The organism is Kushneria marisflavi (assembly GCF_002157205.1).
Taxonomy (GTDB): domain Bacteria; phylum Pseudomonadota; class Gammaproteobacteria; order Pseudomonadales; family Halomonadaceae; genus Kushneria; species Kushneria marisflavi.
The window spans coordinates 2,011,984-2,036,092 of record NZ_CP021358.1; the positions used below are offsets into that span (position 1 = coordinate 2,011,984).

A 24,109-nucleotide genomic window follows, 5' to 3' on the forward strand; every position below is an offset into this window, starting at 1 on the left:
CGCCCCATGACTGATCCGGGTGATTGTCCGTGATGACCTGCAGCGATCACGATGGACACTGACACGGTTTTTCCTCATATTCATTCCACCTTTGTAGCCGGCGCTATGATACTGATAGTTTTAAATAGCTGGCCATTAAATCGTGCACTATATAAGTTACAGTCATGACTGATCACAACGACAATTTCGAGCAGGACGGAGACTTGCTGGCACTGGAATCGCAGCTCTGCTTTGCGCTCTATGCCACACAGCTTTCCATGAGCAAGCTTTACCGACGGCTTCTCAAGCAGCTGGAGCTGACCTATCCCCAGTATCTGGTCATGCAGGTGCTGTGGCAAAAGGACCATCTGACCGTTTCAAGCATTGGCGAGCGACTGTCTCTGGATTCCGCCACGCTCACACCACTGCTCAAGCGCCTGGAAAGCGCCGAGCTGGTCAGGCGTCAGCGTACCCGTGAAGACGAACGCCAGGTCGAGGTGTCGCTGACCGACCGGGGCAGTGCCCTGCGTGAAAAGGCCCGCACGCTGCCCGCGGAAGTTGAACGCGCCTCGGGCTGCTCAACATCGGAAATGAAGGCGTTGCGCGATCAGCTCAACGCTTTAAAGCAAAATCTGGATCGTATCTGACCCTTTTTTATCCATTTATATCGTGCGCTATCCAATAGCGCATATTGAACACAGGAAATATCAGCATGTCGATCGAAAAGGTACTCTACCGCGCCAGCGCCCAGGTCACCGGTGGCCGTGAAGGCCGCGCCGTTTCCTCCGATGAAAGACTCGATGTCGCCTTGAGCACGCCGAAGGCGCTGGGCGGCAAGGGCGGGGATGGCACCAACCCGGAGCAGCTTTTTGCCGCCGGCTATTCGGCCTGTTTCCTGGGCGCGCTCAAGCATGTGGCCGCTCAGGAGAAGGTCAGCCTGCCGGAAAACGCCTGGGTCGGCGCCGACGTGGACATCGGGCCGATTCCGACCGGTTTTGGCATCGAGGTGGCACTCAATATTCATCTCTCGGGCATGGATGAAGCCCAGGCCAATGATCTGGTCGAAAAGGCTCATGTGGTGTGTCCCTATTCCAACGCCACCCGCGGCAACATCGACGTGACGCTGAACCTCGAAGTCTGAACAGCGTCCGCAAAAACGCCTGAACCAGAAACGCCCGCCTGTTTCACAGGCGGGCGTTTTCATGCTGCAACATCACGTGTGATCGTCGACATGTTTCACATGAAACATTGTCGTTTCCCGCCATCGAAAACTCCCTATTTAAGCCCCAGCCGTCGTCCGAGCCGGTGCAGGTTGGCGCTGTCCATGTCGAGCGCCCGGGCACTGGCCGCCCAGTTGTGATCGTGTGCGGCCAGCACCTGTTCGATGTGGTGGCGCTGGAAGGTGTCAGTAGCCTCACGCAGGGAAAGCATGTTATCCACAACCGATTGCGGGCAAGCGGGTGTGGATAAGCGATCCGCCGCAGGCTCGACATCGCTCGAGCCGGTTTCGACCGGCAGATCCAGATGCTTGATCCCGATACAAACGACGGCCGATCGACGGGAGTCAGGACGCGCCTCACCCATGGCCCGCAGGGCGGCACGGCTCAGGGTATGTTCGAGCTCGCGCACATTGCCGGGCCAGTGCCAGGCCAGCAGCGCCTGTTCGGCGCGAATGTCCAGACGCAGATTGGCCAGGCCCAGACGCACCCGGTTGTCTTCCAGAAAATGCCCGGCCAGCAGCAGAATATCCTCACGGCGCTCGCGCAGCGGCGGAATGCGCAGGGGAAAAACGCTCAGACGGTGATACAGGTCCTCACGAAATCGACCGGCAGCCACTTCTTCAGCCAGATCGCGATTGGTCACGGCGATCAGTCGCACATCCACCTTCATCGCCTGATCGCTGCCCAACGGCTGAATCTCGCCTTCCTGCAGTACGCGCAACAGCCGGGGCTGCTGGGATAGTGGCAGCTCGCCGATCTCGTCAAGCATCAGGGTGCCCCCGTCGGCCATGGCAAAATGACCACGATGATCGCGACTGGCACCGGAAAAGGCGCCACGTCGATGGCCAAAGAGCGCGCTTTCGATCAGCGTCTCCGGCAGCGTGGCACAGTTGACCCGGACCAGCGGGCCGTTGCAGCGCCGCGAGCGCTCATGCAGATGGCGCGTCAGATGCTCCTTTCCCACGCCGGTTTCACCGTGCAGCAGCACGCTCAGATCGGTGGGCGCCACCAGCGCCATGCTTTCATGAAGACGCGCCATGGCCGGACTGTGCCAGCCGGGCGAGTGCAGCGACGTCCCCTGTTCCGATGACAGCACCTGATTGAGCCGCGAGCGGGTATCCTCGAGCTGCCCGGTCAGGCGCAGACAGGTGGCCAAAAGCTCCGCAGCCGCCATCAGCTCCTCGTCATCGATGCCGGCCATCTGCTGAGGAATCAGGGCATCCAGCGTCAGCATGCCCAAAAGCCGGTCGCCGTCGCGCAGGGCCACCCCCATGCAGTCATGCACATGGGTCAGATCGGCATCAAGCAGGCCGTCAAAGGGATCCGGCAGGGTGCAGTCACGCGGAAAGCGACAGACCCGAGGGTGGGCAGCGATGGCGGCAAGTCTTGGGTGGGCCTCCAGCTGGAAGCGCCGGCCGCAGACCTCACTGCCCATGCCCAGCACGGCCACCGGTTGCAGCCCGCCTTCGACGCTGACCATCAACGTACTGGCATCGGCCGGATAATTGCCGACCAGTGCGGCCAGCAGCCGTGACCATTGCGGATGCAGGGCATCAAAGCGCTTGCCGTCACTCAGGGCCGCCAGCAGATCCCGCAGCGCTCTTGAAAAGATGGTCATATCGACACTTTTTCCCGTCAATGGGTCATTTTGACATCGTGCATTCAGGTCATTATGACCATGACCTCTGTTCTGATACCAGCGTAACGTTTTCTGCAGAACTTGAACCCATCGCTTCACACGGGCCTTGAGACAATGAAAGCGTGGCAACCTGTCACACTCGAACTGACCTGGCACGGCGCTTGCGATACCAGCAGTGTCTCGTATTGCTACCCTGTCGCCAGGAGCGCGCCATGCTTAACGAAAAGCAGCTTGAAGTCATCAATGCCACTGCCCCGGTGGTCGCCGCCAACGCCGAAACCATCGCCAGCACCTTTTATCCGCTACTGTTCGAGCGCTATCCGCAGGTGCGCTCGATGTTCAACATGCGCCATCAGGCGACCGGTGAACAGCCCCGCGCGCTGGCCCGTTCGGTGGTCGCCTACGCGCTCAACCGTCAGGACCCCGTGGCGCTTGAAAGGCTCATGCACCCGATCGTTAACAAGCACGTGGCGATCAACCTGCAGCCCGATCAGTACGCCATCGTCGCCGAGTGCCTGATGGCCGCGATCGGAGAAGTGCTGGGGGATGCCGTGACTCCCGAGATTGCTGATGCCTGGAGCGGGCTCTACTGGGAATTTGCCGACCGTCTGATGGCTGCCGAAGAAAACACCTATCAGCAGCTGGAAAACGTGCCCGGCGGCTGGCGTGGTGAGCGGGGCTTCACCCTGGTCGATCGCGTAACGGAAAGCGATGAAATCGTGTCGTTCTACTTCAAACCGGTGGACGGCAAGCCGATTCGCACCTTTCAGCCGGGGCAGTATCTGGGCGTGGCGCTCGATATCGATGGCGAGCAGGCGATGCGCCAGTACAGCCTGACCTCACGCCCGGGAGATGATTTCTACCGCATCTCGGTCAAGCGTGAAGGCCAGGGTCGGGCGAGCCGCCACCTGCATGATCATGTCAAGGTCGGCGATCATGTCCGTCTGCTGCCACCGGTGGGCGAGATGGTGCTCGATGAGCGCGACGCACCGGTCATGCTGATCAGCGCTGGCGTCGGACAGACACCAATGCTCTCGCTGATGGCCCAGGCGCTCGAGGCCGGGCGTCAGGTCATCTATCTGCATGGCGCGCGTAACGCCCGTGTGCATGCCTTCCACGAGCATCTAAAGACGATGGCCAGACAGTACGGCAGCCGGCTCACCTATTGTTATGTCTACAGCGACCCGACGATCCCTGACGAGCTTTTTTATCGCGGCGTGATCAACCGCGCCCTGCTGGCCGACTATTTGCCGCGTGAAGTCACGCCAAGCTGCTATTTCACCGGTCCGACCGGCTTCATGCGCGATGTCGAGAGCGCTCTGGCGGCACTGGACATCGACACGCCCTACCGCCATTTCGAGTACTTCGGCCCCTCCGGCCAGCTGCACTGATCGTTCCAGGGAGAACCAGTCAATGTCAGACGCGGCCTACAGGTGATAGACCTGACTGCGCCCGCCGTCGATGAGAATGTCGGTGGCATTGATAAAGCGCGCCTCGTCACCAGCCAGAAACAGCGCCGTCGCAGCCACTTCGCTTGCCTCACCAAAGCGTTTACAGGGCAGCAGTTCCACCTGTTGCTGGCGCTCTGCCTCGCTCAATCCATCAAGCCAGGCCTGCGCCGATGGCGTTTTGATCAGCCCCGGCGAGATCGAGTTGACCCGAATACCGCGGGCCGCATATTCAATTCCCAGCGAACGGGTCAAACCGATCAGGCCGTGTTTGGCCACCGGGTAGGGAAAGGCGCCCGGAATGATCCGATGTCCATGAACCGAGGCGATATTGACCACATGCCCCCGCGACTGCGAAAGCATCGATGGCAGGAGCGCCTGAATGCAGTGCCAGGCGCCTTCCAGATTGATCGACATGCAGCGCTGCCAGAGCTCTGCATTGACCGCCAGCGGGTCGGCAAAGACGTTGATCCCGGCGGCGTTGATCAAAATATCGACCCCGCCCAGCGCGTCGAGTACACCGGCCAAGGCCGTCCTGACGGCATCATTATCGGCCACGTCAACCGTCTCGACGTGCACCCTGCCAGGGTACGTTCGCGCCAGCCGGTCGCCTGTTCGGGCCAGCGCCGCATCGTCCTGATCCAGCAGCGCGACGCTTGCCCCTTCGGTGAGAAAACATTCCGCCGTGGTCAGCCCAATGCAGCTGGCGGCACCGGTCACCACGGCCCGCTGTCCCTGAAGTCTCATGTCTCGTCCTCGTGATGGTCCGAAGGATCATCATCGCAGCTTCGGGGCGCACGGCGTATACGCTCTTGTGGCAAGCCACAAAAAAGCCCCGAAGGCCGGTGCAGGCGTTCGGGGCCATCATGTCCGGGAAGAATCAATCCAGCCGTTCGACCGACAGGATGGTGATCGGATTGCTGGGCACATCGGCGTAAGGGCCGCGACGGCCGGTCGGGGCGCCGGCAATGGCATCGACCACGTCCATGCCTGACACCACATGACCAAACACGGTGTAGCCGGGCTCATAGAGGCTGCGGTAATCGAGTGCCTTGTTATCGACCAGGTTGATGAAGAACTGGCTGGTGGCTGAATCCGGCTGGCTGGTACGCGCCATGGCAATGGTGCCGCGGGTGTTCTTGAGCCCGCTTTCTTCCAGCGCGATGGGATCATTAGTCTTTTTGGCCGTCATGTCGGCGGTCATGCCGCCACCCTGGATCATGAAGCCGTCAATGACGCGATGAAACACGGTGCCCTGATAGAAGTCCTCATTGGCGTAGTTCAGGAAGTTCTCCACCGTGTTGGGCGCCGCCTTGGCATCGAGCTCCAGCTCGATATTGCCCTGGCTGGTGCGAATTTCGACGTGCGGATGATCGGCATCGGCCAGCGCCAGGGGTGAGAGCAGCGGCAGCGCCAGCAGGCAGCCGCGCAGTAACGGTTTCAGCATGAATAGCGCTCCAGTCACGAGGTAAGGTCCGTCAGACTAGCCGGACAGAACAGGTCTGACCAGCCTTCGTGATCTCGACGCACTTCCTTTCACCCGGCAGCATTTCAGCCCCGCCGCCAGAGGCTCGACAGCGATACCGCCAGTACCGACATCAACACCAGTGCCAGCGACGGCACCAGCACCGCCCAGGGGGCGCGCTCCAGGTAGGGGATGCCTTCGGCCAACAAAAGCCCCCATTCCGGGGCCGGCGGTCGGGGCCCGAGCCCCAGAAAGCCAAGCGCGGCGAGTGCCAGCGCGATACCGGGTAGACGCAGCATGGCGTGGCGAAAGACCGGGCCGATGATCGCCGGTAGAACATAGCGACTCAAAAGGCGCACGCGCCCCACCCCCAGCATCGGCGTGATGCGTACATGCGCCTGACCCTGCACCTCGGTCACCAGTGCCGCAGTGTGCGCCGCCAGCGGGGCCCAGCTCACCAGCGTCACCGCGATGATGGCGCCACTGGCACTCGGCCCCATGAGCCCCGCTATCACCAGCCCGGCAATCACCGGTGGGGTGGCATTGGTGACCTCGATTGGCCCGGCGGCCAGTCGTGGCATCAGCCCGATCAACATCCCCAGCACCAGGGTGATGCTGACCACCACCAGCGCCATGCCCATGGTGGAGAGCGCCCCATGACTGACGCGAGCGAGGATGTCACGCCCGGTGCCATCGGCACCCAGCGGCAGGGCCAGACTCGGCGCCTGCAGGCGTAGATAGTCTGAAGTGAGCGGGTCACGCCCCATGCCGGCGACGATGATGATCGCCAGCAACAGGGAGACCACGGTCGGTACCAGCCACGGCCAGCGCCCGCGACGGTGATCAGGGCGAGTGACCGGCACGGCGCCGGCGCGCAGGGTACGACCCAGCAGCAGGGTGCGGACAAGGCCTGCGGCCCCACCGACCACCATGGCAATCACCAGCAGCAGCAAAATCCCGGTTTGAAGTGCGGGCAGATCCTGCGCCGAGGCCGCGCCCAGCGTTGCCCGCCCGAGTCCGGGAATCGAGAATACCTGCTCGACGGCAATGGCCCCGCCGGTCAGCCCGACAATCACCAGTCCCACCTGAGGCAATAGACTGGGCAGGGTGCGCTTGAGCACGGCCAGTGCAATGCGTCGGCGACCAAAGCCCGCCACGTGCCAGGTCGCGACCCAGCGCTCGGAAAAACCGGCCGTCAGCGCGTCGCTGAACAGCCGGCCCAAAAGCCCCCCGCCCGGAAGGCCGAGCGCCAGTGCCGGCAGCACCATGTGACGCGCATCGCCCCAGCCATAGGGGGGCAGCCAGTTAAGCCCGGCGGCGAAGATCACCAGCAGGAGGGCGGCGAGCAGAAACTCCGGCATCGCCGTGAGCGTGGCCCCCAGCGCACCGGACGTGGGGGCGGGTTCGCCCCTCAGACCACGACGGACGGCCGTCACGCATAGCGCCACGGTGGTCAGGAGTGCCACCAGCAGGGCCGCCAGCATCAGCGTCAACGACACGCCGGTAGCCTGCAGCATGCCGGGCAGCACCGGCCCGCCCGAAATCCAGGAAACGCCGGCATCACCGTGCAGGAGTCCTGACAGCCAGTGACCGAGTTTCTCCCAGGGATTCATGTCGAGCCCGAGCTGGTTGCGAATCGAGTCCAGCGCTTCGGGCGTTGGATTTTGATCCCCGGCGCGGGCGCGCAGAATGCTCAACGCCGGATCTCGCCCGGAGAGCCAGGGCAGCAGCCCGATCAGCACTACAACCCCGGCCAGCGTCAGTAACCGAGAAAGGGTCGGCACCAGTGAGCGCAGCACGGGCATCAGGGCGGGAAAGGGCGCGACGACAGTGCTGGCAGAAGACATGGTCGAGCCCTTACCGAGTGGTGTCATCAAGGTGGGTGTGCTCGGTGATCAGTTCACGCTCACGCGGGTCACGTACGGCGTCCTGAACGCGCCGCGATTCACCCTGAATGACGCGCTCATGCAGCATCGGCACCGCGGCATCAGTGCTCAGAATGGCGGCTTCGGCCTCGATGATCGCCTGGCGCCGCTCGGGCCCGGTAGGCAGGTCGGCAGCGTGGGAGATCGCCCTGTCGACCTCGGGATCGCAGAGCTGGGCGATGTTGAAGGAGCCCTCACAGGCAAAGTCGCTGTACATGTAGGCGACCGGATCACCGGAATCGAGCATCGTCGCGCGCGACAGGATAAAGGCGTCGAACTGACCGGCGAGCATGTCGGACTCGATATGGGCGTACTGACGCACCTCCTGGCGCACGTCAAAGCCGGCAGCCTCCAGCTGCTGCTCCAGCAGTACCGCCACTTCCGGCAGCTCCGCCCGGTCGGTGAAGGTGCCCAGCGTGATGCTGGCACCGGCCGGATCAGCGGCTTCGGGACGCCCTTCAATCGGCGAACGCAGGCCATCGGCCCAGGCCAGCGCCGGCCCCAGCAGGCCCTTCGCCTCATCGGCACGGCCTTCATAGACCGTTCTGACAATCGCTGCCCGGTCGAGCGCTTCGCGGGCGGCGGCGCGCATGGCCGGGTCGCTGAACACACCGTGATCGGTATTGAGATAAAGCGTATTGGTACGTGGCATCGGCACTTCATGCACCCGTTCCGGATCGATCAGCGCTACCTGGGAGACCGGTACAGCCTCGACCACATCGGCCGTACCGGTGCGCAGTGCCGCGGCACGTGCGGTACCGTCGGGCACATAATCGGCATCAATGCCGGCCAGTTCGGCACGTTCACCCCAGTAGTCGTCATAGCGATCAAGCGTGGCGCTCTGGGTGCCATTGATCTCCTTCAACACGAAAGGCCCGGTGCCGGCCTCGATCGGATTGACCCGGCCATCCTCGCCGTAGGCCTTCGCCGCCATGATGGCCAGCTGCGGACTGGACAACCGGTTGGGCACCAGCGGGTCAGGCGTTTCTGTACGTACCCGCACGGCGCTGTCACCGTCGGCCTCGATGGTCATGTTGACGCCATCAAGGATGCGCGGGCGGGGCACGGCGTTGGTGGCTGCCGTCAGTGCCCTGACGACCTGCGAGGCGGTAAGCGGCGTGCCGTCATGAAAGGTGACGTTATCGCGAATCTCGAAGCGCCAGGTTCGATCATCCAGCTGCGTCCACTCGGTGGCCAGAAACGGCTGCGGATCGCCGTCATCGTTCAGGCGAATCAGCGTTTCGGCGGTACGCCAGCGCGACAGCTTGAAGGCGTCATCGGTCAGCGGATTGAGTCCAGAGCGCGGTGGCTGCAGCATCGCCACCCGAACACGATCATCAGCGGCCTTCGCACCGCTTGCTTCCTCGGTGGCGTCCTCCTTTTGACAGCCGGTGAGCAGGGCCAGCGACAGGGCCCCCAGAGACAGATAAACCGCACGACGAAGGATCAAGACGAATCTCCTGGCTAATCGGGTATCAAGAAACAGGGTGAAAGGAAGGGGTAGACGCTGGCGTGATCACGGTGTGGTCCAGCCGTGCGGCGCGCACCAGTGCTCGGGTATGGTCATGGACCGGCGCCTCGAACAGGGCCTGCGTCGGACGATCCTCGATGATCGCGCCGTCATGCAGGATGAGCGTGCGTTCACACAGCCGCGGCATGACCGAAAGATCATGCGAGATGATCAAAAGCGCGGTGCCATCGAGTCGGCTCATGTCATCGAAAAGCTGCATGACCCGAGCGCGCACCGGAAGATCCAGCCCACTGAGGGGCTCATCGGCCAGCAGAAGCCGCGGACGCAGCGCCACGGCGCGGGCAATGGCCACGCGCTGAGCCTGGCCGCCGGACAGGGCATCGGGTCGATAGCCCAGAAACTTCTGGCCGAGCCCTACCCGATCCAGCGCCTCATCGATGCGCCGGTCGTGATGGGCCACCACGTTGAGTCGCACCAGTGGCTCGCGGATCAGCTCGCGCACGCTCATGCGCGGGTCCAGTGACGATGCCGGGTCCTGGGGGATGTACTGCACCAGCCGCCGGTACCAGCGCAGGGCCCGCACCGAGGCCGGGCGCACGACGCGCCCCTGACAGGTGATCGACCCGGCATCGGCACCCTTAAGCGCCAGCAGCAGGTTCAAAAGCGTGGTCTTGCCGGCCCCGGACACCCCGGCAAGGCCGATACGCTCGCCGGGGTGAATCGAGAGGCTGATATCACGCAGGATCGTGCACGGCTTTCGCATGCGCCAGAACGCCAGGCCTGGCTGATAAAGATGTTTATGCAGCCCTTCGGCGCACAGCAATGGCAATGACGCATCGCTGGAATCTACGCCGTGCACAGCAGACCCTCGCGCGCATCAAACCCCGGGGCATAGGGCGGCATACCGGGCGCGCGGTCACGCAGCGCATCCACCAGCTGACGCGTAAAGCGATGCTGCGGATTGGCGATGATATGGGTCAGCGTGTTGCTCTCGACCAGCCGTCCCTCATCGATAATGACCGCGCGCTCACACAGTCGACAGGCCGCGCCAATATCGTGGGAGATGAACAGCAGCGCCGGGGTGTCAGAGGTGCCGGTGCACTCGCGCAGGAGCCTTAACACCTCTTCCTGGGTGATCACATCCAGCGCTGTGGTGGGCTCATCGGCCACGATCAAGGCCGGTTTGCAGGCCAGCGCCAGTGCCATGCAGATCCGCTGGCGCTGACCGCCGGAAAGCTCTGCCGGCGAGCGCTGCAATATCTCCTCGGGCCGCTCGATGTTCATGCCGCGCAGCATGGCAACTGCGGCCTCCAGGGCAGCGCTGCGGGAGAGTCCATGAAAACGCATGAACGGCTCGCGCAGCTGCGCACCGACGCTGACCAGCGGGTTGAGTGCCGAGTGGGTGTCCTGAAAGACCATGCCCGAGCGCGACCGGGCCGAGCGACGCGTGGCCCGAATGTCGGCCACCTCCACCCCATTGATGCAGACGCTGCCATCAATATGCACCGAATGGGGCGACAGACCCAGAATGGCCCCGGCGGTCAGCGATTTGCCCGATCCTGACGGCCCCAGCAGGCAGACCCGCTCTCCGGCCGCCACATGAAAGCAGAGATCCTTCACGACCGGCTGACCCTCCACATGCAGGCACAGCTTATCGACCTTTAGCACCGTATTCGTCGCCATGTGTAGCGTCCGCCCTGACCGTCTCACTGGTGGTTGATGTGTAAAGTTATATCATAACAATCAAAAAACTGTATTGGGCTTTTCTCAAGTTTATTGAAGGGGTTGCCGGTCCTGATGCCTCTGACAGGCCATCATGGCAATGCATGCCCTCAGCCTGCCCCAGGGTGTCACCACCCTTTATGGACCATCTTTTCATGACGGGATGGAAAACACCCCGGCACCGGTCAGGCTACGCCGAATGCTAGACTCGACACCAAACCAGACAACATAACGACAACAACATCAGAATCGCTTTCAGGGGAACAACATGACATCACGCAGAACGCTGCTGCTGGCGCTGGCGGGCGCCATGGCTGCCGGTAACGCCCATGGCGAAGCGCCCGCAGGCGATGACGCCATCGAAACCATGGTGATCAGCGCCCCGCGGCTGGCCCGCGAGCTCTACAATACCCCGGCGGCCGTCTCGACTGTCGAGCGCGAAAGCATCCAGCGCGGCCAGCAGCGCGTGCGGCTGGATGAGTCGCTTGGGCAGGTGCCGGGCGTGTTCATCCAGAACCGGGACAACTTCGCCCAGGGCCAGCGCATTGCCATTCGCGGCTTCGGCGCCCGCGCACCCTTCGGCGTGCGCGGCATCACCATTTTGATGGATGGCATTCCCTATACGCTGCCGGACGGCCAGGCCCAGATCGATGCGATCGATCTCGACAGCGCCGAAAGCATCGAGGTGATCCGCGGGCCCTCCTCGGTGCTCTACGGCAACGCCGCTGGCGGGGTGATCTCGGTGACGACCGCCAACGGCCGTGATGACCCGGGTACCCGGCTTCGCGTCGAAGGCGGCAGCGACGACTACAAAAAGGCCTCCCTGCAGACCGGCGGTGCCAACGGTGACTGGTCGCATCACGTCAGTCTCTCGGCGCTGAACCAGAACGGCTATCGTGACCACAGCTCGGTGGAAAAATACCTGCTCAACGCCAAACTGCGCCGCGAGCTGGACGACGATCGTGCGCTCACCGCCATCGTCAATCTGCTGGATAACCCGCGCTCGGAAGACCCGGGCGGGCTGACCCGTGAGCAGGTTGGCGAGAACCGCCATCAGGCCGGGCGTTTCACCCATGAATATGACACCGGTCAGAGCGTCGATCAGCAGGTGGTGGGGCTGCAGTACGAGGATCTCGCCGCCGGCCCTGGCGAGCTCTACGTGAAGGGCTTCTACACCTGGCGCAACTTCGAGCAGCAGCTGCCCTATCCGGGTGACAGCCTGCTGGGCTATGACCGCGACGTCTTCGGCGGCAGCGTCGAGTATCATCAGACGCTGAGCCTGAATGATATGCCCTTGCGCTACGTGGCCGGCATCGACGCGGCACACCAGAAGGACGACCGCTGGCGGCGCAATGTTGCCTTCAGTGGCGAGGTGACCGACACCGCCGCCGATGAAACGCAGAGTGCGACCTCGACCGGCATCTTCTGGCAGGGTGATCTTGATCTCACCGATCAGTGGACAGCCTCGCTGGGCGCGCGCTATGACCGCGTCCGGCTCAAGGTCGATGACGACTTCACCAGTAACGGTGATGACAGCGGCGATCGGGAATTCAACGAATGGAGCGGCTCGGCGGGACTGAGCTATCGCTACCTGCCCGACCACCAGGCCTATGTGAACACCGGCACCTCGTTCGAGACGCCGACCTTTTCGGAGTTTGCCAACCCCACCGGAGGTGGCGGCTTCAATTCAAGCGTTGAACCGCAGAAGGCGTGGAATCGCGAGCTCGGTCTGCGCGGTCATTTCAACAACGGCCTGAACTACGACGTGGCGCTGTTCTCGGTGCGGGTACGCGACGAGCTGGTGCCTTACTCTCTCGAAGGCGATGACGGCCGCACCTATTATCAAAACGCCGGCAACACCGACCGCGACGGCCTGGAAGTCGCACTCGGCTGGCAGATCGATGAGACCTGGCGGCTCGACAGCGCGCTGACGCTGGCCCACTACCGCTTCGACGAGTTTGAGGCCAACGGCGAGCGCTATGACGGCAACCGTATTCCCAGTCTGCCGGAGCAGACGTGGGTCAACTGGCTGACCTGGGAGGGGCAGGATGAGCGCTTTGCCACGCTGGAAACCCAGTACATCGGCGACATGGTGGCCGACAACGCCAACGATGTGGACGTCGACAGCTACTGGCTGATCAACCTGCGTGCGGGGGAGGGCTGGCGGCTCGGCGGGAATACGAGCCTCAACGTCTACGCCGGCATTCGCAACCTGTTTGACCGCGAGCACTTCGCCAATACCCGCATCAACGCCAATAACGACCGCTACTTTGAACCGGCCCCGGGGCGAACCTTCTATGCCGGCGTCGAAGTCGGCTTTTAAAGCGAGGGCCGTTACCTGCGTCGACGAAATGATTCGTCGGCGCGGGCCTGAACGGTCGTCTCTTCAACGACACCGCCTCTGCCGATCCTTTTCGAGACTACAGTGTGCGTCACACAACCCTTTTCACCTGCCAGAGAGTGCCTCTACATGAAAGCCGGTCTTTGTACGTTCGCCATGGTCATCGCGCTGTCAGGCTGCACCAGCAAGGCGCCTGATCGCTCCGATGACGGGCTGATCCTGACCTCCGGCAGCTATACGCTGCCCATCAGAAAGGCATGTGTAAGCGAGATCGCGCTGGATCACGACGATGCGTCAAGGCCCATGGTCATGGTGGCACTGGTTCAGTCTTCCGAGTGCAGCGGTGAACTCAAGGAATTTACCAACACCCATGTCGGCGACCCGATGGCGATCCGCTTTGGCGATGAGAAACAGGGCATGACGCTGGATAGCAATATGCTCGGTGCCACCGATGCCCCCTTTATCGTGCAGGTGGAAAGCGATGAGCAGGGACAGGCAATTGTTGATTATTATCGGTAACGATTGAGAGAGGGCGTCAGCGTTGACGCCTGCAGATGTCAGGGCTCGACCGCGCGCTGACCAGCCATCGGCAGCGTCGGCTTTTTTCAATCCAGGGCGTATGCTTTAAGGCCATCCCGCTCATTGATGCCCATTGCAGGACGCCATGCACGCCGCTTCTGATACTCCCGTCTACCGCCAGCCCGGTTTCATCCCCTTTCTTGTGGCCCGCCTGGGCGCCGTGTTTGCCATGCAGATTCAGGCCATCGTGGTGGCCTGGCAGGTCTATGACATCACGCGTGACCCGCTGACGCTGGGCTATGTGGGGCTGGCGCAGTTTCTGCCCATGGTGGTACTGCTGTTGCCGGCAGGGGATGTGGTCGACCGTTTTGATCGCAAGCGCATCCTGCAGCTGAGCTGGGCAGTGCAGGGACTTTGCAGCGCGCTGTTGATTGCGCTGTCTCTGAAATCTCCTGACAGTGCCACGCCCTTTTACGCCGTGCTGATGCTCTTTGGCGCGGCACGCGCCTTTACCGGGCCCACGCTTCAAAGCCTTCTGCCGCAGATCGTGCCCCGTGAACAGCTGGGCAAGGCGATTGCGCTCAATTCCTCGATCATGAAGATCGGCGTAATTGCAGGCCCCATGCTGGGCGGTCTCCTGTACGCCCTGGGCCCCACCCTGACCTACAGCGTGGTGCTTTCGTGCTTCGTGCTGGCGCAGCTCACTCTGGCCGGTGTACCGGTACTTTATGCCTTCGAGCGCCAGGCCACCGACGATACCGCCTGGCAGCGCTTTACCGCCGGCATTGAATACATTCGAAGCCGCCCGGTGATTCTGGGGGTAATTTCACTGGATCTGTTTGCGGTGCTGTTCGGAGGAATCGTGGCGCTGTTGCCGGTCTATGCCCACGAGATCCTGCATGTTGGTCCCGAAGGACTGGGGGCGCTGAGAAGTGCGGTGGCGGTGGGAGCCTTTTTGATGGGGCTTTATCTGGGGATGAAGGCCATCAAGCGCCATGCCGGCCTTGTGATGTTTGCCGCGGTGGCCGTCTTTGGTCTCGCCAATCTGGTGTTTGCGCTTTCACACTGGTTCTGGCTCTCCTTTGGCGCGCTGCTGGTGGCCGGTGCAGCCGACATGATCAGCGTCTATGTGCGCCTGACGCTTTTGCAGCTGGCCACGCCCGATGAGATGCGCGGTCGGGTCAATGCCGTCAACATGCTCTTTATCGGTGCCTCCAACGAACTCGGAGAGTTCGAGTCCGGCGTGACCGCGTCCTGGTTCGGCACCGTGCCCGCGGCCGTGATCGGCTCAATGGGCACGCTGGCCATTGTCGGCCTGTGGATGTGGGCCTTCCCGGTGCTGCGGCGTACCGACCGGCTGGAAGAGACGCAGGAAGAGGCCGTACGTCCGGGGTCACAAAAAAGCGCAGGGTAAACCCTGCGCTTATCCTTTCCCTATTCCGGCAGCGTCGTGTCCCCTTCGTTGAGCGCACGCTGCATGATGAGGGCATCGACCCAGCGGCCGAACTTGAAGCCGCAGGCCTTGATGACGCCCTGATGGGTAAAGCCAAAGCGCTTGTGCAGCGCGATCGAGCCGGCATTGCCGCTGTCACCGATCAGCGCAATCATCTGGCGCCAGGGGCCGGCCTCACAGCGCGTGAGCAATTCGTTCATCAGGGCCGTGCCCACCCCCTGGCCGTGCGCTTCATGACTCACGTACACCGAGTCCTCCAGACAGAAGCGGTAGGCACTGCGCGGGTGGAAAAAGCCGGCGTAGGCGTACCCCACCACGGCCTCATCGATCACGGCGACCAGATACGGCAGACCCGCCTCGCGCGTGCCCGCGCAGCGTCTTGTCATCTCTTCAAGCGTGGGAGGCACTTCCTCGAAGGAGCCCAGCCCGTGGCGGACGTGGTAGCTGTAAATGGCATGGATGGCCGCAAGATCCTGATCCATCACATCACGCACGCTCACACCGGTATTTTTGGCCCTGTCGCTCATGCCGATACTGTCCCTGCTGATGGTTGAAGGTGAGCCTTACTTTACAATGAACACCACGCAGGCGGCAGTCATCACGCCCATGGTGACGTTAAAGAGGCGCCACGCCCGCGGGGTGGTCAGAAAACGCGCAATCACCATCCCAAATCCCGCCCACAGCGAGATGCAGGGCAGGGCGACGGCCTCCATGAACAGTGCAAGCCCAAAGGCGTTGAGCCAGACCGGGCCCTCGGCGGGCAGAAAGCTGGCCATCAGGGTCAGTCCCATCACCCAGACCTTGGGATTGACGAACTGGAAGGTGGCCGCCTGCCACAGTGTCAGGGGGCGGGCATCGCTTGTAACATCAAACTGCGGCGGCGGGGCAGAGGCGATACGCCAAGCCAGATAGAGCAGGTAGAGCGCGCCCACGATCTGCAACCCCTGCTGGATCAGCGGGTAGCGCTGAAAGAGCGTACCCAGCCCCAGCGCGATCAGCGTAAACAGTGTCAGTCCGCCAAGCAGAATGCCGATAATGTGCGGCAGGGTACGGCGAAAGCCGTACATGGCGCCGGAGGCCGTCAGCATGACGTTGTTGGGGCCGGGCGTACCGGTCATGGTGATGGCAAACAGGGTCACGGAGACCCACCAGCTGATGGACATCATGACGGCCTCGCTGTCATTGTATGAATACAATCATGGAAGTGTTACCCGCTTATGGGTGACAATTTGAGCATACGTTTTCCAATGTCACCGTCAACGGATTTATTGTCACCATGACAATTTGGATACCCGAGCTTTCAGAGAATGGCCCGCGCTATCGCGCCCTGGCCCACGCCATCGAGCGTGCGATCGATGACGGCGAACTTGCCCCCGGCGACAAGCTGCCTCCCCAGCGCCGGCTGGCGGACGCGCTCGGGGTCACGGTCGGCACCGTGACCCGTGCCTATGCACTGGTAGAGCAGAGCGGGCGGGTCAGTGCCCAGGTCGGCAGTGGTACCTATGTTCATCGTCAGGAAGCGGTGTCGGCCTTTGCCGATGTGATCGGCATGTCTCATGACGGGCTGGTGGATCTGGGCATGTCGCTGCCCCCGCCGCACCCCGAGCGTCAGGCCACGCTGGGACGCCTCATGAGCGAGATCAGCGCCGAGCCTGCCACGCTCGAGCAGACCATCAACTATCCGCTTGATGACACCATGGCGGTCCATCGCCAGCATTACGCCGACTGGCTGGGCCAGCAGGGGCTGACCGTCGATCCCAAAGAGCTTCTGATCACCCAGGGCGGCATGAACGGCATTGCGCTGGCGCTTTCCGCGCTGCTCTCGCCCAATGATCGACTAGCCGCCGAGGCACTGAGTTATCCGGGTGTGATCAGCGCCGCGCGTCAGCAGTCGCTGAAGATGGTGGCCGTCCCCTTCGATGATGAAGGCATCGATGTGGCCGCACTGGCCATCCGCCATGAGCGCACCCCTTTCCGGGCGCTCTATGTCATGCCCGAGCATCACAATCCCACCACGGTGCAGCTGTCTGAAAAGCGCCGCGAGGCACTGGTGGCGCTGGCGCGCGAGCGTGATTTCTGGCTGATCGAGGATGGTGTCATGCACCTGCCTCAAAAGGCCCGCGGCACGCCGCTGTATCAACTGGCACCGGAGCGCACGATCTTTTTGTTTTCGGTGGCCAAGATTCTGGGCGGCGGCCTGCGCTCGGGCATCATGCGTGCACCAGTGGGGCTTCTGGAGCAGCTGCGCATCAGCCTGCGTAACCAGTGCTGGGCGCCGCCGGCGCTGATGGCCGAGATTGCCGGGCGCTGGCTGGCCAGCAATGATGCCGACCGGCTGCTGTCGTGGCAGTTCGAGGAACTTGAGGCACGCCAGGCCATGGTGCGTGAGGCACTGGGCGATTTTGATATCACCATGCGCCGCGGTGGTTTCTATGCCTGGCTGGTGCTGCCCGGTGAGCATCGCGCCGCCCGGCTGGTCGAAACGCTGGAACAGGAGGGCGTCCGGGTAGCCCCGGCCGAGGCCTTTTGTGTCGGCAGTACCGCCGCACCTCAGGCCATTCGGATCTGTCTGAGTGCGGCACCGGATCGCGCCGCCCTGTCTCAGGCGCTCAACATCATTGTCAGTGCTCTGTCGCGGAACGCACCGCCAGGCTGGCAGACAGTCTAGTCAGACGCGGGAAAACCTCGGGACCGGCCACTATGCCGTTTGCAGCCCGGCGCCCTCGGGGTCTTCATTCCGGTCACCATCAACTGCCAATATAAGACGAACCAAGACGTCGGTACGGAGAGAACATCATGCGTTACGAGCTCTATTACTGGCCGGAAATACCCGGCCGGGGCGAATTCATTCGTCTGGCACTGGAAGCCGGTGGGGCCGACTATATCGATGTGGGCAACAGCACCGAACCCGGTTACGGCATCGAGGCCGTCACCCACTGGCTCGATGGCAGCATGACCGACTATCCGCCGCTGGCCCCGCCCTTTTTAAAGGCGGGCAAGGAGGTGATCTCTCATGTCGCCAATATCCTTTTATACCTGGCCCCCCGGCTCAAGCTGATCAACGACGACAAGGTCTATCAGTTCTGGGCCCACAGCCTGCAGCTGACCATCACTGATTTTGTCGCCGAGGCGCACGACGTTCATCACCCCATGGGGCCGGAGCTTTATTTCGAGGATCAGGAGGCGGAAGCCATTCGCCGTGCAGGCCATTTCATTGATCACCGCCTACCGAAGTTTTTCCACTACTTCGAACGCATCATTGATAAAAATCCTGACAGCCCGGTGTATCTGGTCGGCAAGCGTCTTTCCTATGTGGACCTGTCCCTCTTTCACATGGTGCAGGGTCTGCGTTATGCCTTTCCAAATGCCATGGCCAGGCTGGAACCCGATCTCCCGAAGGTCGTCGCCCTGCATGACCATGTGCTGGAGCTGCCCCTGATCAGTGAGTACCTTGCCTCCGAGCGGCGCCTGACGTTCTCTGAACAAGGGCTTTTCCGTCACTACCCGCAGCTCGACCGCCCAAAGGATTAATACTTCGCTGGCAGAAGACCTATTCCTCACCCAGACTGGGTAAACAACAGGGAACGTTGGAGAGGATGAAGATGGACCTTTATATCTATGATCACTGCCCGTTTTGCGTGAAGGCTCGCATGATTTTCGGCCTGCGCGATGTCCCGGTAAGGCTGCAGACGCTGCTCAACGATGACGCCGAGACCCCCACGCGTCTGGTCGGGGAGAAGAAGGTGCCGATTCTCGAGTTCGAGGATGGCTATACCCTCAGCGAGAGCATGGCGATCGTAAAGTGCATCGACAGCGAAGCCGAAGGCGTCAAGGTCATGGAAGGCCCGCGCAATCCGGAGATCGAGCGCTGGGTCAGCGCCGCCTCCGAGACCGTGGCAAAACTTTTCATCCCCCGCGTGCCCAAAGCGCCACTGGGGGAATTTGCAACGATCGAGGCCGCCGAGCACTTCACGCATAACAAGGAAGCCATGTTTGGCCGCTTCAAAACCCTGCTCGATCAGACCCCCGAGCTTCTGGTGGATATCCAGCGCTGGCTCAACGAGCTGGACGCCCTGATCCAGGCACCGGAGGCGGTCAACGGTGTCCTGTCGCTGGATGACATCGAGCTCTTCCCGGTGCTGCGTCAGCTCTCGCTGGTCGAAGGGGTGAAATATCCCAACAACGTCGAGGCCTATCGCCTGTCGATGTCACAACTGGCCGACGTGTCACTGCACGATGAGCTGGCCGTCGCCGCCTGAGCAAACCCCTCACCGAAATCTGCAGGGCTGTGCCATAATGGCGCGCCTTGCAGCCATTCATTCGGACCGCTTTCATGTCTCAGGGCACGCTCTACATCGTTTCCGCCCCGTCGGGCGCCGGCAAGACCAGTCTGGTGCGCGAGCTTATCGCCGCGACCGACCACATCGGCGTCTCGGTCTCCCACACGACCCGCCAGATGCGCGCCGGCGAAACCGATGGCATCAACTATCACTTCGTGGATGAGCCCACCTTCGAGGCGATGATCCAGCGCAATGAGTTCTTCGAACACGCCTGGGTCTTTGATCGTCACTACGGCACCTCACGCCTTGAAGTGGAAAAGCGCCTGGCCTTTGGTGAGGACGTGATTCTCGAAATCGACTGGCAGGGCGCACGTCAGGTGCGCGCTCAGATGCCGCAGGCGGTCTCGATCTTCATTCTGCCACCCTCGCGCGAAGCGCTGCGCGAGCGTCTGGCGGGCCGCGGGCAGGATGATACGGCCACCATCGATCGCCGCATGCGTGACGCCGTCAGCGAGATGTCGCATTTTGATGAGTATGACTACCTGATCATCAACGATGATTTCGCCATCGCCGTGGACGAACTCAGGGGACTGATCAGTGCCGAACGTCTTCGAATGGCTCGGGTACAGGCCGCAAACCAGGGGCTGATCGGCGAGCTCTTGTCAGAAGTGGAAGGGCTCCGGTAGACTCGGTTCCCCCTTCCGAACACGATTTACGCCGGGCAGGTAATCTGCCGGGCGCCTTCACTTAGATCACACGCATTCAGGAGCCAGCATCATGGCACGAGTAACGGTTGAAGATTGTCTCCAATACATGGATAACCGCTTTCAGCTGGTCATGGTCGCGACCCACCGCGCCCGTCAGCTGGCCCGCGGCTCGCGCAATGCCGAACTCCCCTGGGAAAATGACAAGGCCACCGTCATGGCCCTGCGTGAAATCGCCGCGCAAAAGGTTGACCGCACCGTGCTCAACGAGCCGCTGGAAGCCATGGTTCCCCAGCGTCCCCGCTACGAACCCGAAAGCGAATAAGCCCATTGCCCATACGCTGACCTGCCATGTTTACGATCGATGATCTCTCCGACCGCCTGGACGGCTACCTGACCGTCGATGAGATCGCGCAGGTCAGACGCGCCTTCTACTACGCCGAACAGGCCCACGACGGCCAGCATCGCCGCTCCGGCGAGCCTTATGTGACCCACCCGCTGGCCGTGGCCAATATCCTGGCCAACATGCACATGGACTATCAAAGCCTGATGGCGGCGATGCTCCATGACGTGATCGAGGACACCGGTATTACCAAGGAGGCGCTGTCGCGCCAGTTCGGCGAGGAAGTAGCCGAGCTGGTCGACGGGGTGTCGAAGCTGACCCAGATCACCTTCGAGGACAAGGCCGTCGCCCAGGCGGAAAACTTCCAGAAGATGGTACTGGCGATGTCGCGCGACATTCGCGTCATCATCGTCAAGCTGGCTGATCGGCTGCACAACATGCGCACGCTGGGTGCCTTGCGCCCGGACAAGAAGCGCCGCATCGCCCGCGAAACGCTCGAAATCTATTCCCGCATTGCCGGACGACTGGGCATCAACACCATTCGGGTCGAGCTGGAGGATCTCTCCTTTCAGGCGATTCACCCGATGCGCGCCGAGCGCATTCAGCGCGCGGTGGTCAAGGCGCGCGGCAACCGCCGCTCAATGGTGCGCCATGTTCAGAGCACCCTTCAGAGCACGCTGGATGGCGACGAGCTGCCCGGCACGGTGATGGGGCGCCAGAAGCATCTGCTGTCGATCTATCGCAAGATGCGCGATCAGCGAAAGCCCTTCAACGAGCTGATGGACGTGTTCGGCTTTCGCATCGTCACCGACCGGGTCGATACCTGCTATCGCATCCTGGGCGCGGTGCACAATCTCTACAAGCCGGTGCCGGGGCGCTTCAAGGACTACATCGCCATCCCCAAGGCCAACGGCTATCAGAGCCTGCACACCACGCTCTTTGGCCCCAGTGGCATCCCCATCGAGGTGCAGATTCGCACTCGCGAGATGGAGGCGATGGCCAATAACGGCATTGCCGCCCACTGGCTCTACAAGGCCGGCCAGACCGATCGTCCGATTGCCATGGGCAGCCATGCCCGTGCCCGTGAATGGGTCCGCGGCCTGCTGGAAATGCAGCGCCATGCCGGCAACTCGCTCGAGTTCATCGAGCACGTCAAAAATGACCTGTTCCCCGATGATGCCTACGTGTTCACCCCCAAGGGTGACATCATGGAGCTGCCGCGCGGGGCCACCGCGATCGATTTTGCCTACGCAGTACACACCGACATCGGCAACAGCTGCATCGCCTGTCGCATCGACCGTCATCTGGCGCCGCTCTCCTCGCGGCTTGAAAGCGGTCAGACCGTCGAGATCATTACCGCCCCGGGGGCCCAGCCCAACCTGGCGTGGCTGTCGTTCACGATCACGGCCAAGGCCCGATCGGCGGTGCGTCATGCCCTCAAGCATCAGCAGCGCAATGACTCGGTGGCGCTGGGCCGACGCCTGCTCAATCAGGCGCTCACCTCGTTCAACCTGACGCTCGAAACGCTGTCACAGGCCCACATCGATGCGCTGCTCAAGGCATTGACGCTGAACTCGCTGGATGATCTGCTCGAGGAGATCGGGCTGGGCAGTCGCGTGGCCTGGAGTGTGGCGCGGCGCCTGGCCGACAGCGAGCCGCAGGAAATTCAGGCCCACAGTGACGATCAGGGCGCCATGGCCATCAGCGGCGCCCGCAACATGGTGATCAGCTTTGCCCGCTGCTGCTATCCGCTTCCGGGCGATACCATCGTGGGCAATCTCAGTGCCGGGCGAGGTATTGTGGTGCACCGCAGCGAGTGCGGGAATCTGGAAGACTGTCATGAGGATCCGGAAAAGTGTTTCCCGCTGCAGTGGTCCGAGACCGTGGAGGACGATTTCCCTGTCGGCCTGCGCCTTGAGATTGAAACGCGCCGCGGCCTGGTGGCAGAGCTTGCCAGTCTGATCAATGACGCCGAAGCCAACATCGAACGCATCAATATCGAAGAGCGTGACGAACGTTTGTCGATCGTCCATCTGACACTTGCCGTGCGCAACCGCGTGCATCTGGCACGGATCATCAAGCGAATTCGCAATCTGGCCTATGTAGGTCGCGTCTCGCGTACCGGCAGCTGACGATTCAACGCATCATCGTTTTTCAAGAGTGCTGTCACAACAACGCAGGGAGTGTTCATGAGCAATCGTGCCGCCATTCATACCGACCAGGCGCCAAAGGCCATCGGTCCCTATTCGCAGGCCATCAAGGCGGGCAACACCATTTATCTGTCCGGTCAGATTCCGCTCGACCCGGTCAGCATGGAAATCGTCAGCGACGACATCGAGCAGCAGGCGCATCAGGTCTTCAGGAACATGAAGGCCGTGTGTGAAGAAGCGGCCGGAACGCTGGCCGATATCGTCAAACTCAATCTCTACCTGACCGACCTGTCGCACTTTGCACGCGTCAACGCCGTCATGGAGCAGTATTTCCAGCCGCCTTATCCCGCCCGTGCGGCCGTAGGTGTGAAGGAGCTGCCAAAGGGCAGTCAGTTTGAGGCCGAAGGCATCATGGTGCTGGGCGACTGACGTTCGCATCGGCGCGCCGACCGAGTCGGTCGGGGACAATCATGAAAGGGGGCGATGGCATCAGCCATCGCCCCCTTTCATATGACTCGCCGGTCAAAAACGTGCGTCACCAAAGGCGTCAGGCCTGTTCGCTGACCTTGATACCGGCCGCCTTCAGCACCTGAGCATAGCCCTCGCGGAAGGTCGGATACTGAAACTCATAGCCCGCCTCGACCAGCCGCCGACTGTCACAGCGCTTGCTGGCGCGTCGACGCAGTGGTGACTGAATGGTGCTGGTAGGCTCCACCTTGAGACGCCCCGCCAGCCACATCATCACATCATGCAGCGGCGTGGACTCGGTGTCGCTGCCCAGATAAACCGGATCAAGCGGTTCACCGTTCATGGCGCGTTCGATGAGAAAGTCCAGCACACCGGCGCAGTCATCACGATGAATGCGATTGGAGTACATCGGCGGGCTCTTGGGCGCGATACGCCCTTCCTGTACCTGACCGATCAATCGCTCGCGACCGGGCCCGTAGATGCCCGAAAACCGTACGGCCGTACCCGGCAGCGGGCTTGCGGCCAGACGCTGCTCGGCTTCGATCAGAAGGCGTCCGGAGAAGCTTTTGGGATCGAGTTCGCTGTCTTCATCGACCGTCTCGCCATCCTGCTGGCCATACACCGAAGTCGAAGAGACAAAGAACACATGCTGCGGTGCGTGCTCGCGCCCTTCATAATGGTTCAACGCTCGATCCAGACCATCAACGTAGGCGGCCTGATAGGCACTTTCTTCAAAGCGGTCAGCGCTGAGCGCATAGACTACAATGTCGGCATCCGGCAGCGCCTCAAGCGCGGATTCATCGTTGATATCCATCGACAATGGGTCAATGCCATAGGACTGGAGACCTGCCGCATGACGACGTACGCCAACCACGCTGTATCCCTGCGCGAGCTTGCGCTCTCCCAGTGCGGTACCGACATCACCGCATCCAAGGATGAGAATTGTTTTATTCACCCGCTAAGCTCCTTGCTTGATAGGGCC

At 62.0% G+C, this 24,109-nt stretch carries 23 protein-coding genes; 13 read left to right on the forward strand and 10 right to left on the reverse strand.

Annotated elements, in window-relative coordinates:
- The first annotated feature begins 164 nt into the window (after nt 1-164).
- Nucleotides 165-626 carry a MarR family winged helix-turn-helix transcriptional regulator gene (locus tag B9H00_RS09185; protein ID WP_086900393.1) on the forward strand — a complete coding sequence of 154 codons (462 nt, stop codon included), beginning with the start codon at nt 165-167 and terminating at the stop codon, nt 624-626.
- Nucleotides 627-691: 65 nt separating this feature from the next.
- Complete coding sequence (locus tag B9H00_RS09190; RefSeq protein ID WP_086900394.1) at nt 692-1,120, forward strand: organic hydroperoxide resistance protein; 429 nt, start codon at nt 692-694, stop codon at nt 1,118-1,120.
- A 134-nt stretch (nt 1,121-1,254) separates the two neighbouring features.
- Here B9H00_RS09190 and norR read toward each other — a convergent pair whose 3' ends face one another.
- Nucleotides 1,255-2,817: a nitric oxide reductase transcriptional regulator NorR gene (gene norR / locus B9H00_RS09195; RefSeq protein WP_086900395.1), complete on the reverse strand. Its 1,563-nt coding sequence runs from the start codon at nt 2,815-2,817 to the stop codon at nt 1,255-1,257.
- Nucleotides 2,818-3,050: 233 nt separating this feature from the next.
- Here norR and hmpA point away from each other — a divergent pair, with 233 nt between their 5' ends.
- Nucleotides 3,051-4,229, forward strand: coding sequence for an NO-inducible flavohemoprotein (gene hmpA / locus B9H00_RS09200; RefSeq protein WP_086900396.1), 1,179 nt, complete (start codon nt 3,051-3,053; stop codon nt 4,227-4,229).
- Between the two features lie 36 nt (nt 4,230-4,265).
- On the opposite strand, the gene B9H00_RS09205 is transcribed toward hmpA, so the two are convergent.
- The 6 genes from B9H00_RS09205 to B9H00_RS09230 all read right to left on the reverse strand — a co-directional run bounded on the left by B9H00_RS09205 (nt 4,266) and on the right by B9H00_RS09230 (nt 10,830).
- Complete coding sequence (locus tag B9H00_RS09205; protein ID WP_086900397.1) at nt 4,266-5,033, reverse strand: SDR family oxidoreductase; 768 nt, start codon at nt 5,031-5,033, stop codon at nt 4,266-4,268.
- 133 nt (nt 5,034-5,166) lie between these two features.
- Complete coding sequence (locus tag B9H00_RS09210) at nt 5,167-5,733, reverse strand: peptidylprolyl isomerase (RefSeq protein ID WP_086900398.1); 567 nt, start codon at nt 5,731-5,733, stop codon at nt 5,167-5,169.
- A 104-nt stretch (nt 5,734-5,837) separates the two neighbouring features.
- Nucleotides 5,838-7,598: an ABC transporter permease subunit gene (locus B9H00_RS09215; RefSeq protein ID WP_086900399.1), complete on the reverse strand. Its 1,761-nt coding sequence runs from the start codon at nt 7,596-7,598 to the stop codon at nt 5,838-5,840.
- Nucleotides 7,599-7,608: 10 nt separating this feature from the next.
- Entirely contained in the window at nt 7,609-9,126 is a 1,518-nt protein-coding gene (locus B9H00_RS09220; protein ID WP_236944241.1) for an ABC transporter substrate-binding protein, read from the reverse strand.
- Nucleotides 9,127-9,151: 25 nt separating this feature from the next.
- Entirely contained in the window at nt 9,152-10,006 is an 855-nt protein-coding gene (locus B9H00_RS09225; protein WP_236944242.1) for an ABC transporter ATP-binding protein, read from the reverse strand.
- The gene (locus B9H00_RS09230) at nt 9,994-10,830 is read right to left on the reverse strand and encodes an ATP-binding cassette domain-containing protein (RefSeq protein ID WP_086900400.1); all 837 of its coding nucleotides are present in this window, start codon (nt 10,828-10,830) and stop codon (nt 9,994-9,996) included. The genes B9H00_RS09225 and B9H00_RS09230 overlap by 13 nt, the downstream gene beginning before the upstream one ends.
- 307 nt (nt 10,831-11,137) lie before the next feature.
- On the opposite strand from B9H00_RS09230, the gene B9H00_RS09235 reads away from it, so the two are divergent.
- From B9H00_RS09235 to B9H00_RS09245, 3 genes are all read left to right on the forward strand, one after another.
- Nucleotides 11,138-13,192 (forward strand): TonB-dependent receptor family protein, encoded by a 2,055-nt coding sequence (locus B9H00_RS09235; RefSeq protein WP_086900401.1) that lies wholly within the window; start codon nt 11,138-11,140, stop codon nt 13,190-13,192.
- A 147-nt stretch (nt 13,193-13,339) separates the two neighbouring features.
- Complete coding sequence (locus tag B9H00_RS09240) at nt 13,340-13,729, forward strand: hypothetical protein (RefSeq protein WP_147376569.1); 390 nt, start codon at nt 13,340-13,342, stop codon at nt 13,727-13,729.
- A gap of 145 nt (nt 13,730-13,874) precedes the next feature.
- Nucleotides 13,875-15,143 carry an MFS transporter gene (locus tag B9H00_RS09245; protein WP_086900403.1) on the forward strand — a complete coding sequence of 423 codons (1,269 nt, stop codon included), beginning with the start codon at nt 13,875-13,877 and terminating at the stop codon, nt 15,141-15,143.
- Nucleotides 15,144-15,163: 20 nt separating this feature from the next.
- Here the strand turns inward: B9H00_RS09245 and B9H00_RS09250 are convergent, their stop codons facing one another.
- The gene (locus tag B9H00_RS09250) at nt 15,164-15,709 is read right to left on the reverse strand and encodes a GNAT family N-acetyltransferase (RefSeq protein ID WP_086900404.1); all 546 of its coding nucleotides are present in this window, start codon (nt 15,707-15,709) and stop codon (nt 15,164-15,166) included.
- A gap of 36 nt (nt 15,710-15,745) precedes the next feature.
- A complete protein-coding gene (locus B9H00_RS09255; RefSeq protein WP_407656581.1) occupies nt 15,746-16,345 on the reverse strand; it encodes a LysE family translocator in 600 nt (199 codons plus the stop codon).
- Nucleotides 16,346-16,458: 113 nt separating this feature from the next.
- Here B9H00_RS09255 and B9H00_RS09260 point away from each other — a divergent pair, with 113 nt between their 5' ends.
- The 7 genes from B9H00_RS09260 to B9H00_RS09290 all read left to right on the forward strand — a co-directional run bounded on the left by B9H00_RS09260 (nt 16,459) and on the right by B9H00_RS09290 (nt 23,088).
- Nucleotides 16,459-17,850: an aminotransferase-like domain-containing protein gene (locus B9H00_RS09260; protein WP_086900406.1), complete on the forward strand. Its 1,392-nt coding sequence runs from the start codon at nt 16,459-16,461 to the stop codon at nt 17,848-17,850.
- A 128-nt stretch (nt 17,851-17,978) separates the two neighbouring features.
- Complete coding sequence (locus B9H00_RS09265; protein ID WP_086900407.1) at nt 17,979-18,713, forward strand: glutathione S-transferase; 735 nt, start codon at nt 17,979-17,981, stop codon at nt 18,711-18,713.
- A gap of 65 nt (nt 18,714-18,778) precedes the next feature.
- Nucleotides 18,779-19,441, forward strand: coding sequence for a glutaredoxin 2 (grxB, locus tag B9H00_RS09270; RefSeq protein WP_211329620.1), 663 nt, complete (start codon nt 18,779-18,781; stop codon nt 19,439-19,441).
- 74 nt (nt 19,442-19,515) lie between these two features.
- Nucleotides 19,516-20,148, forward strand: a complete 633-nt coding sequence (gmk, locus tag B9H00_RS09275) for a guanylate kinase (RefSeq protein ID WP_086900408.1) — start codon at nt 19,516-19,518, stop codon at nt 20,146-20,148.
- A gap of 91 nt (nt 20,149-20,239) precedes the next feature.
- Complete coding sequence (gene rpoZ, locus B9H00_RS09280; RefSeq protein WP_086621173.1) at nt 20,240-20,491, forward strand: DNA-directed RNA polymerase subunit omega; 252 nt, start codon at nt 20,240-20,242, stop codon at nt 20,489-20,491.
- A 26-nt stretch (nt 20,492-20,517) separates the two neighbouring features.
- Nucleotides 20,518-22,641, forward strand: a complete 2,124-nt coding sequence (locus tag B9H00_RS09285; protein ID WP_086900409.1) for a RelA/SpoT family protein — start codon at nt 20,518-20,520, stop codon at nt 22,639-22,641.
- Between the two features lie 57 nt (nt 22,642-22,698).
- Nucleotides 22,699-23,088: a RidA family protein gene (locus B9H00_RS09290; RefSeq protein WP_086900410.1), complete on the forward strand. Its 390-nt coding sequence runs from the start codon at nt 22,699-22,701 to the stop codon at nt 23,086-23,088.
- 118 nt (nt 23,089-23,206) lie between these two features.
- On the opposite strand, the gene B9H00_RS09295 is transcribed toward B9H00_RS09290, so the two are convergent.
- A complete protein-coding gene (locus B9H00_RS09295; RefSeq protein WP_086900411.1) occupies nt 23,207-24,082 on the reverse strand; it encodes an SDR family oxidoreductase in 876 nt (291 codons plus the stop codon).
- Nucleotides 24,083-24,109: the final 27 nt, after the last annotated feature.

What these genes read in the sequence shown, in the direction of transcription:
- B9H00_RS09185 (WP_086900393.1), top strand. Translation starts at nt 165, where the DNA reads ATGACTGATCACAACGACAATTTCGAGCAGGACGGAGACTTGCTGGCA.
- B9H00_RS09190 (WP_086900394.1), top strand. Translation starts at nt 692, where the DNA reads ATGTCGATCGAAAAGGTACTCTACCGCGCCAGCGCCCAGGTCACCGGT.
- norR (WP_086900395.1), bottom strand. Translation starts at nt 2,817, where the DNA reads ATGACCATCTTTTCAAGAGCGCTGCGGGATCTGCTGGCGGCCCTGAGT.
- hmpA (WP_086900396.1), top strand. Translation starts at nt 3,051, where the DNA reads ATGCTTAACGAAAAGCAGCTTGAAGTCATCAATGCCACTGCCCCGGTG.
- B9H00_RS09205 (WP_086900397.1), bottom strand. Translation starts at nt 5,033, where the DNA reads ATGAGACTTCAGGGACAGCGGGCCGTGGTGACCGGTGCCGCCAGCTGC.
- B9H00_RS09210 (WP_086900398.1), bottom strand. Translation starts at nt 5,733, where the DNA reads ATGCTGAAACCGTTACTGCGCGGCTGCCTGCTGGCGCTGCCGCTGCTC.
- B9H00_RS09215 (WP_086900399.1), bottom strand. Translation starts at nt 7,598, where the DNA reads ATGTCTTCTGCCAGCACTGTCGTCGCGCCCTTTCCCGCCCTGATGCCC.
- B9H00_RS09230 (WP_086900400.1), bottom strand. Translation starts at nt 10,830, where the DNA reads ATGGCGACGAATACGGTGCTAAAGGTCGATAAGCTGTGCCTGCATGTG.
- B9H00_RS09235 (WP_086900401.1), top strand. Translation starts at nt 11,138, where the DNA reads ATGACATCACGCAGAACGCTGCTGCTGGCGCTGGCGGGCGCCATGGCT.
- B9H00_RS09240 (WP_147376569.1), top strand. Translation starts at nt 13,340, where the DNA reads ATGAAAGCCGGTCTTTGTACGTTCGCCATGGTCATCGCGCTGTCAGGC.
- B9H00_RS09245 (WP_086900403.1), top strand. Translation starts at nt 13,875, where the DNA reads ATGCACGCCGCTTCTGATACTCCCGTCTACCGCCAGCCCGGTTTCATC.
- B9H00_RS09250 (WP_086900404.1), bottom strand. Translation starts at nt 15,709, where the DNA reads ATGAGCGACAGGGCCAAAAATACCGGTGTGAGCGTGCGTGATGTGATG.
- B9H00_RS09255 (WP_407656581.1), bottom strand. Translation starts at nt 16,345, where the DNA reads ATGTCCATCAGCTGGTGGGTCTCCGTGACCCTGTTTGCCATCACCATG.
- B9H00_RS09260 (WP_086900406.1), top strand. Translation starts at nt 16,459, where the DNA reads ATGACAATTTGGATACCCGAGCTTTCAGAGAATGGCCCGCGCTATCGC.
- B9H00_RS09265 (WP_086900407.1), top strand. Translation starts at nt 17,979, where the DNA reads ATGCGTTACGAGCTCTATTACTGGCCGGAAATACCCGGCCGGGGCGAA.
- grxB (WP_211329620.1), top strand. Translation starts at nt 18,779, where the DNA reads ATGAAGATGGACCTTTATATCTATGATCACTGCCCGTTTTGCGTGAAG.
- gmk (WP_086900408.1), top strand. Translation starts at nt 19,516, where the DNA reads ATGTCTCAGGGCACGCTCTACATCGTTTCCGCCCCGTCGGGCGCCGGC.
- rpoZ (WP_086621173.1), top strand. Translation starts at nt 20,240, where the DNA reads ATGGCACGAGTAACGGTTGAAGATTGTCTCCAATACATGGATAACCGC.
- B9H00_RS09285 (WP_086900409.1), top strand. Translation starts at nt 20,518, where the DNA reads ATGTTTACGATCGATGATCTCTCCGACCGCCTGGACGGCTACCTGACC.
- B9H00_RS09290 (WP_086900410.1), top strand. Translation starts at nt 22,699, where the DNA reads ATGAGCAATCGTGCCGCCATTCATACCGACCAGGCGCCAAAGGCCATC.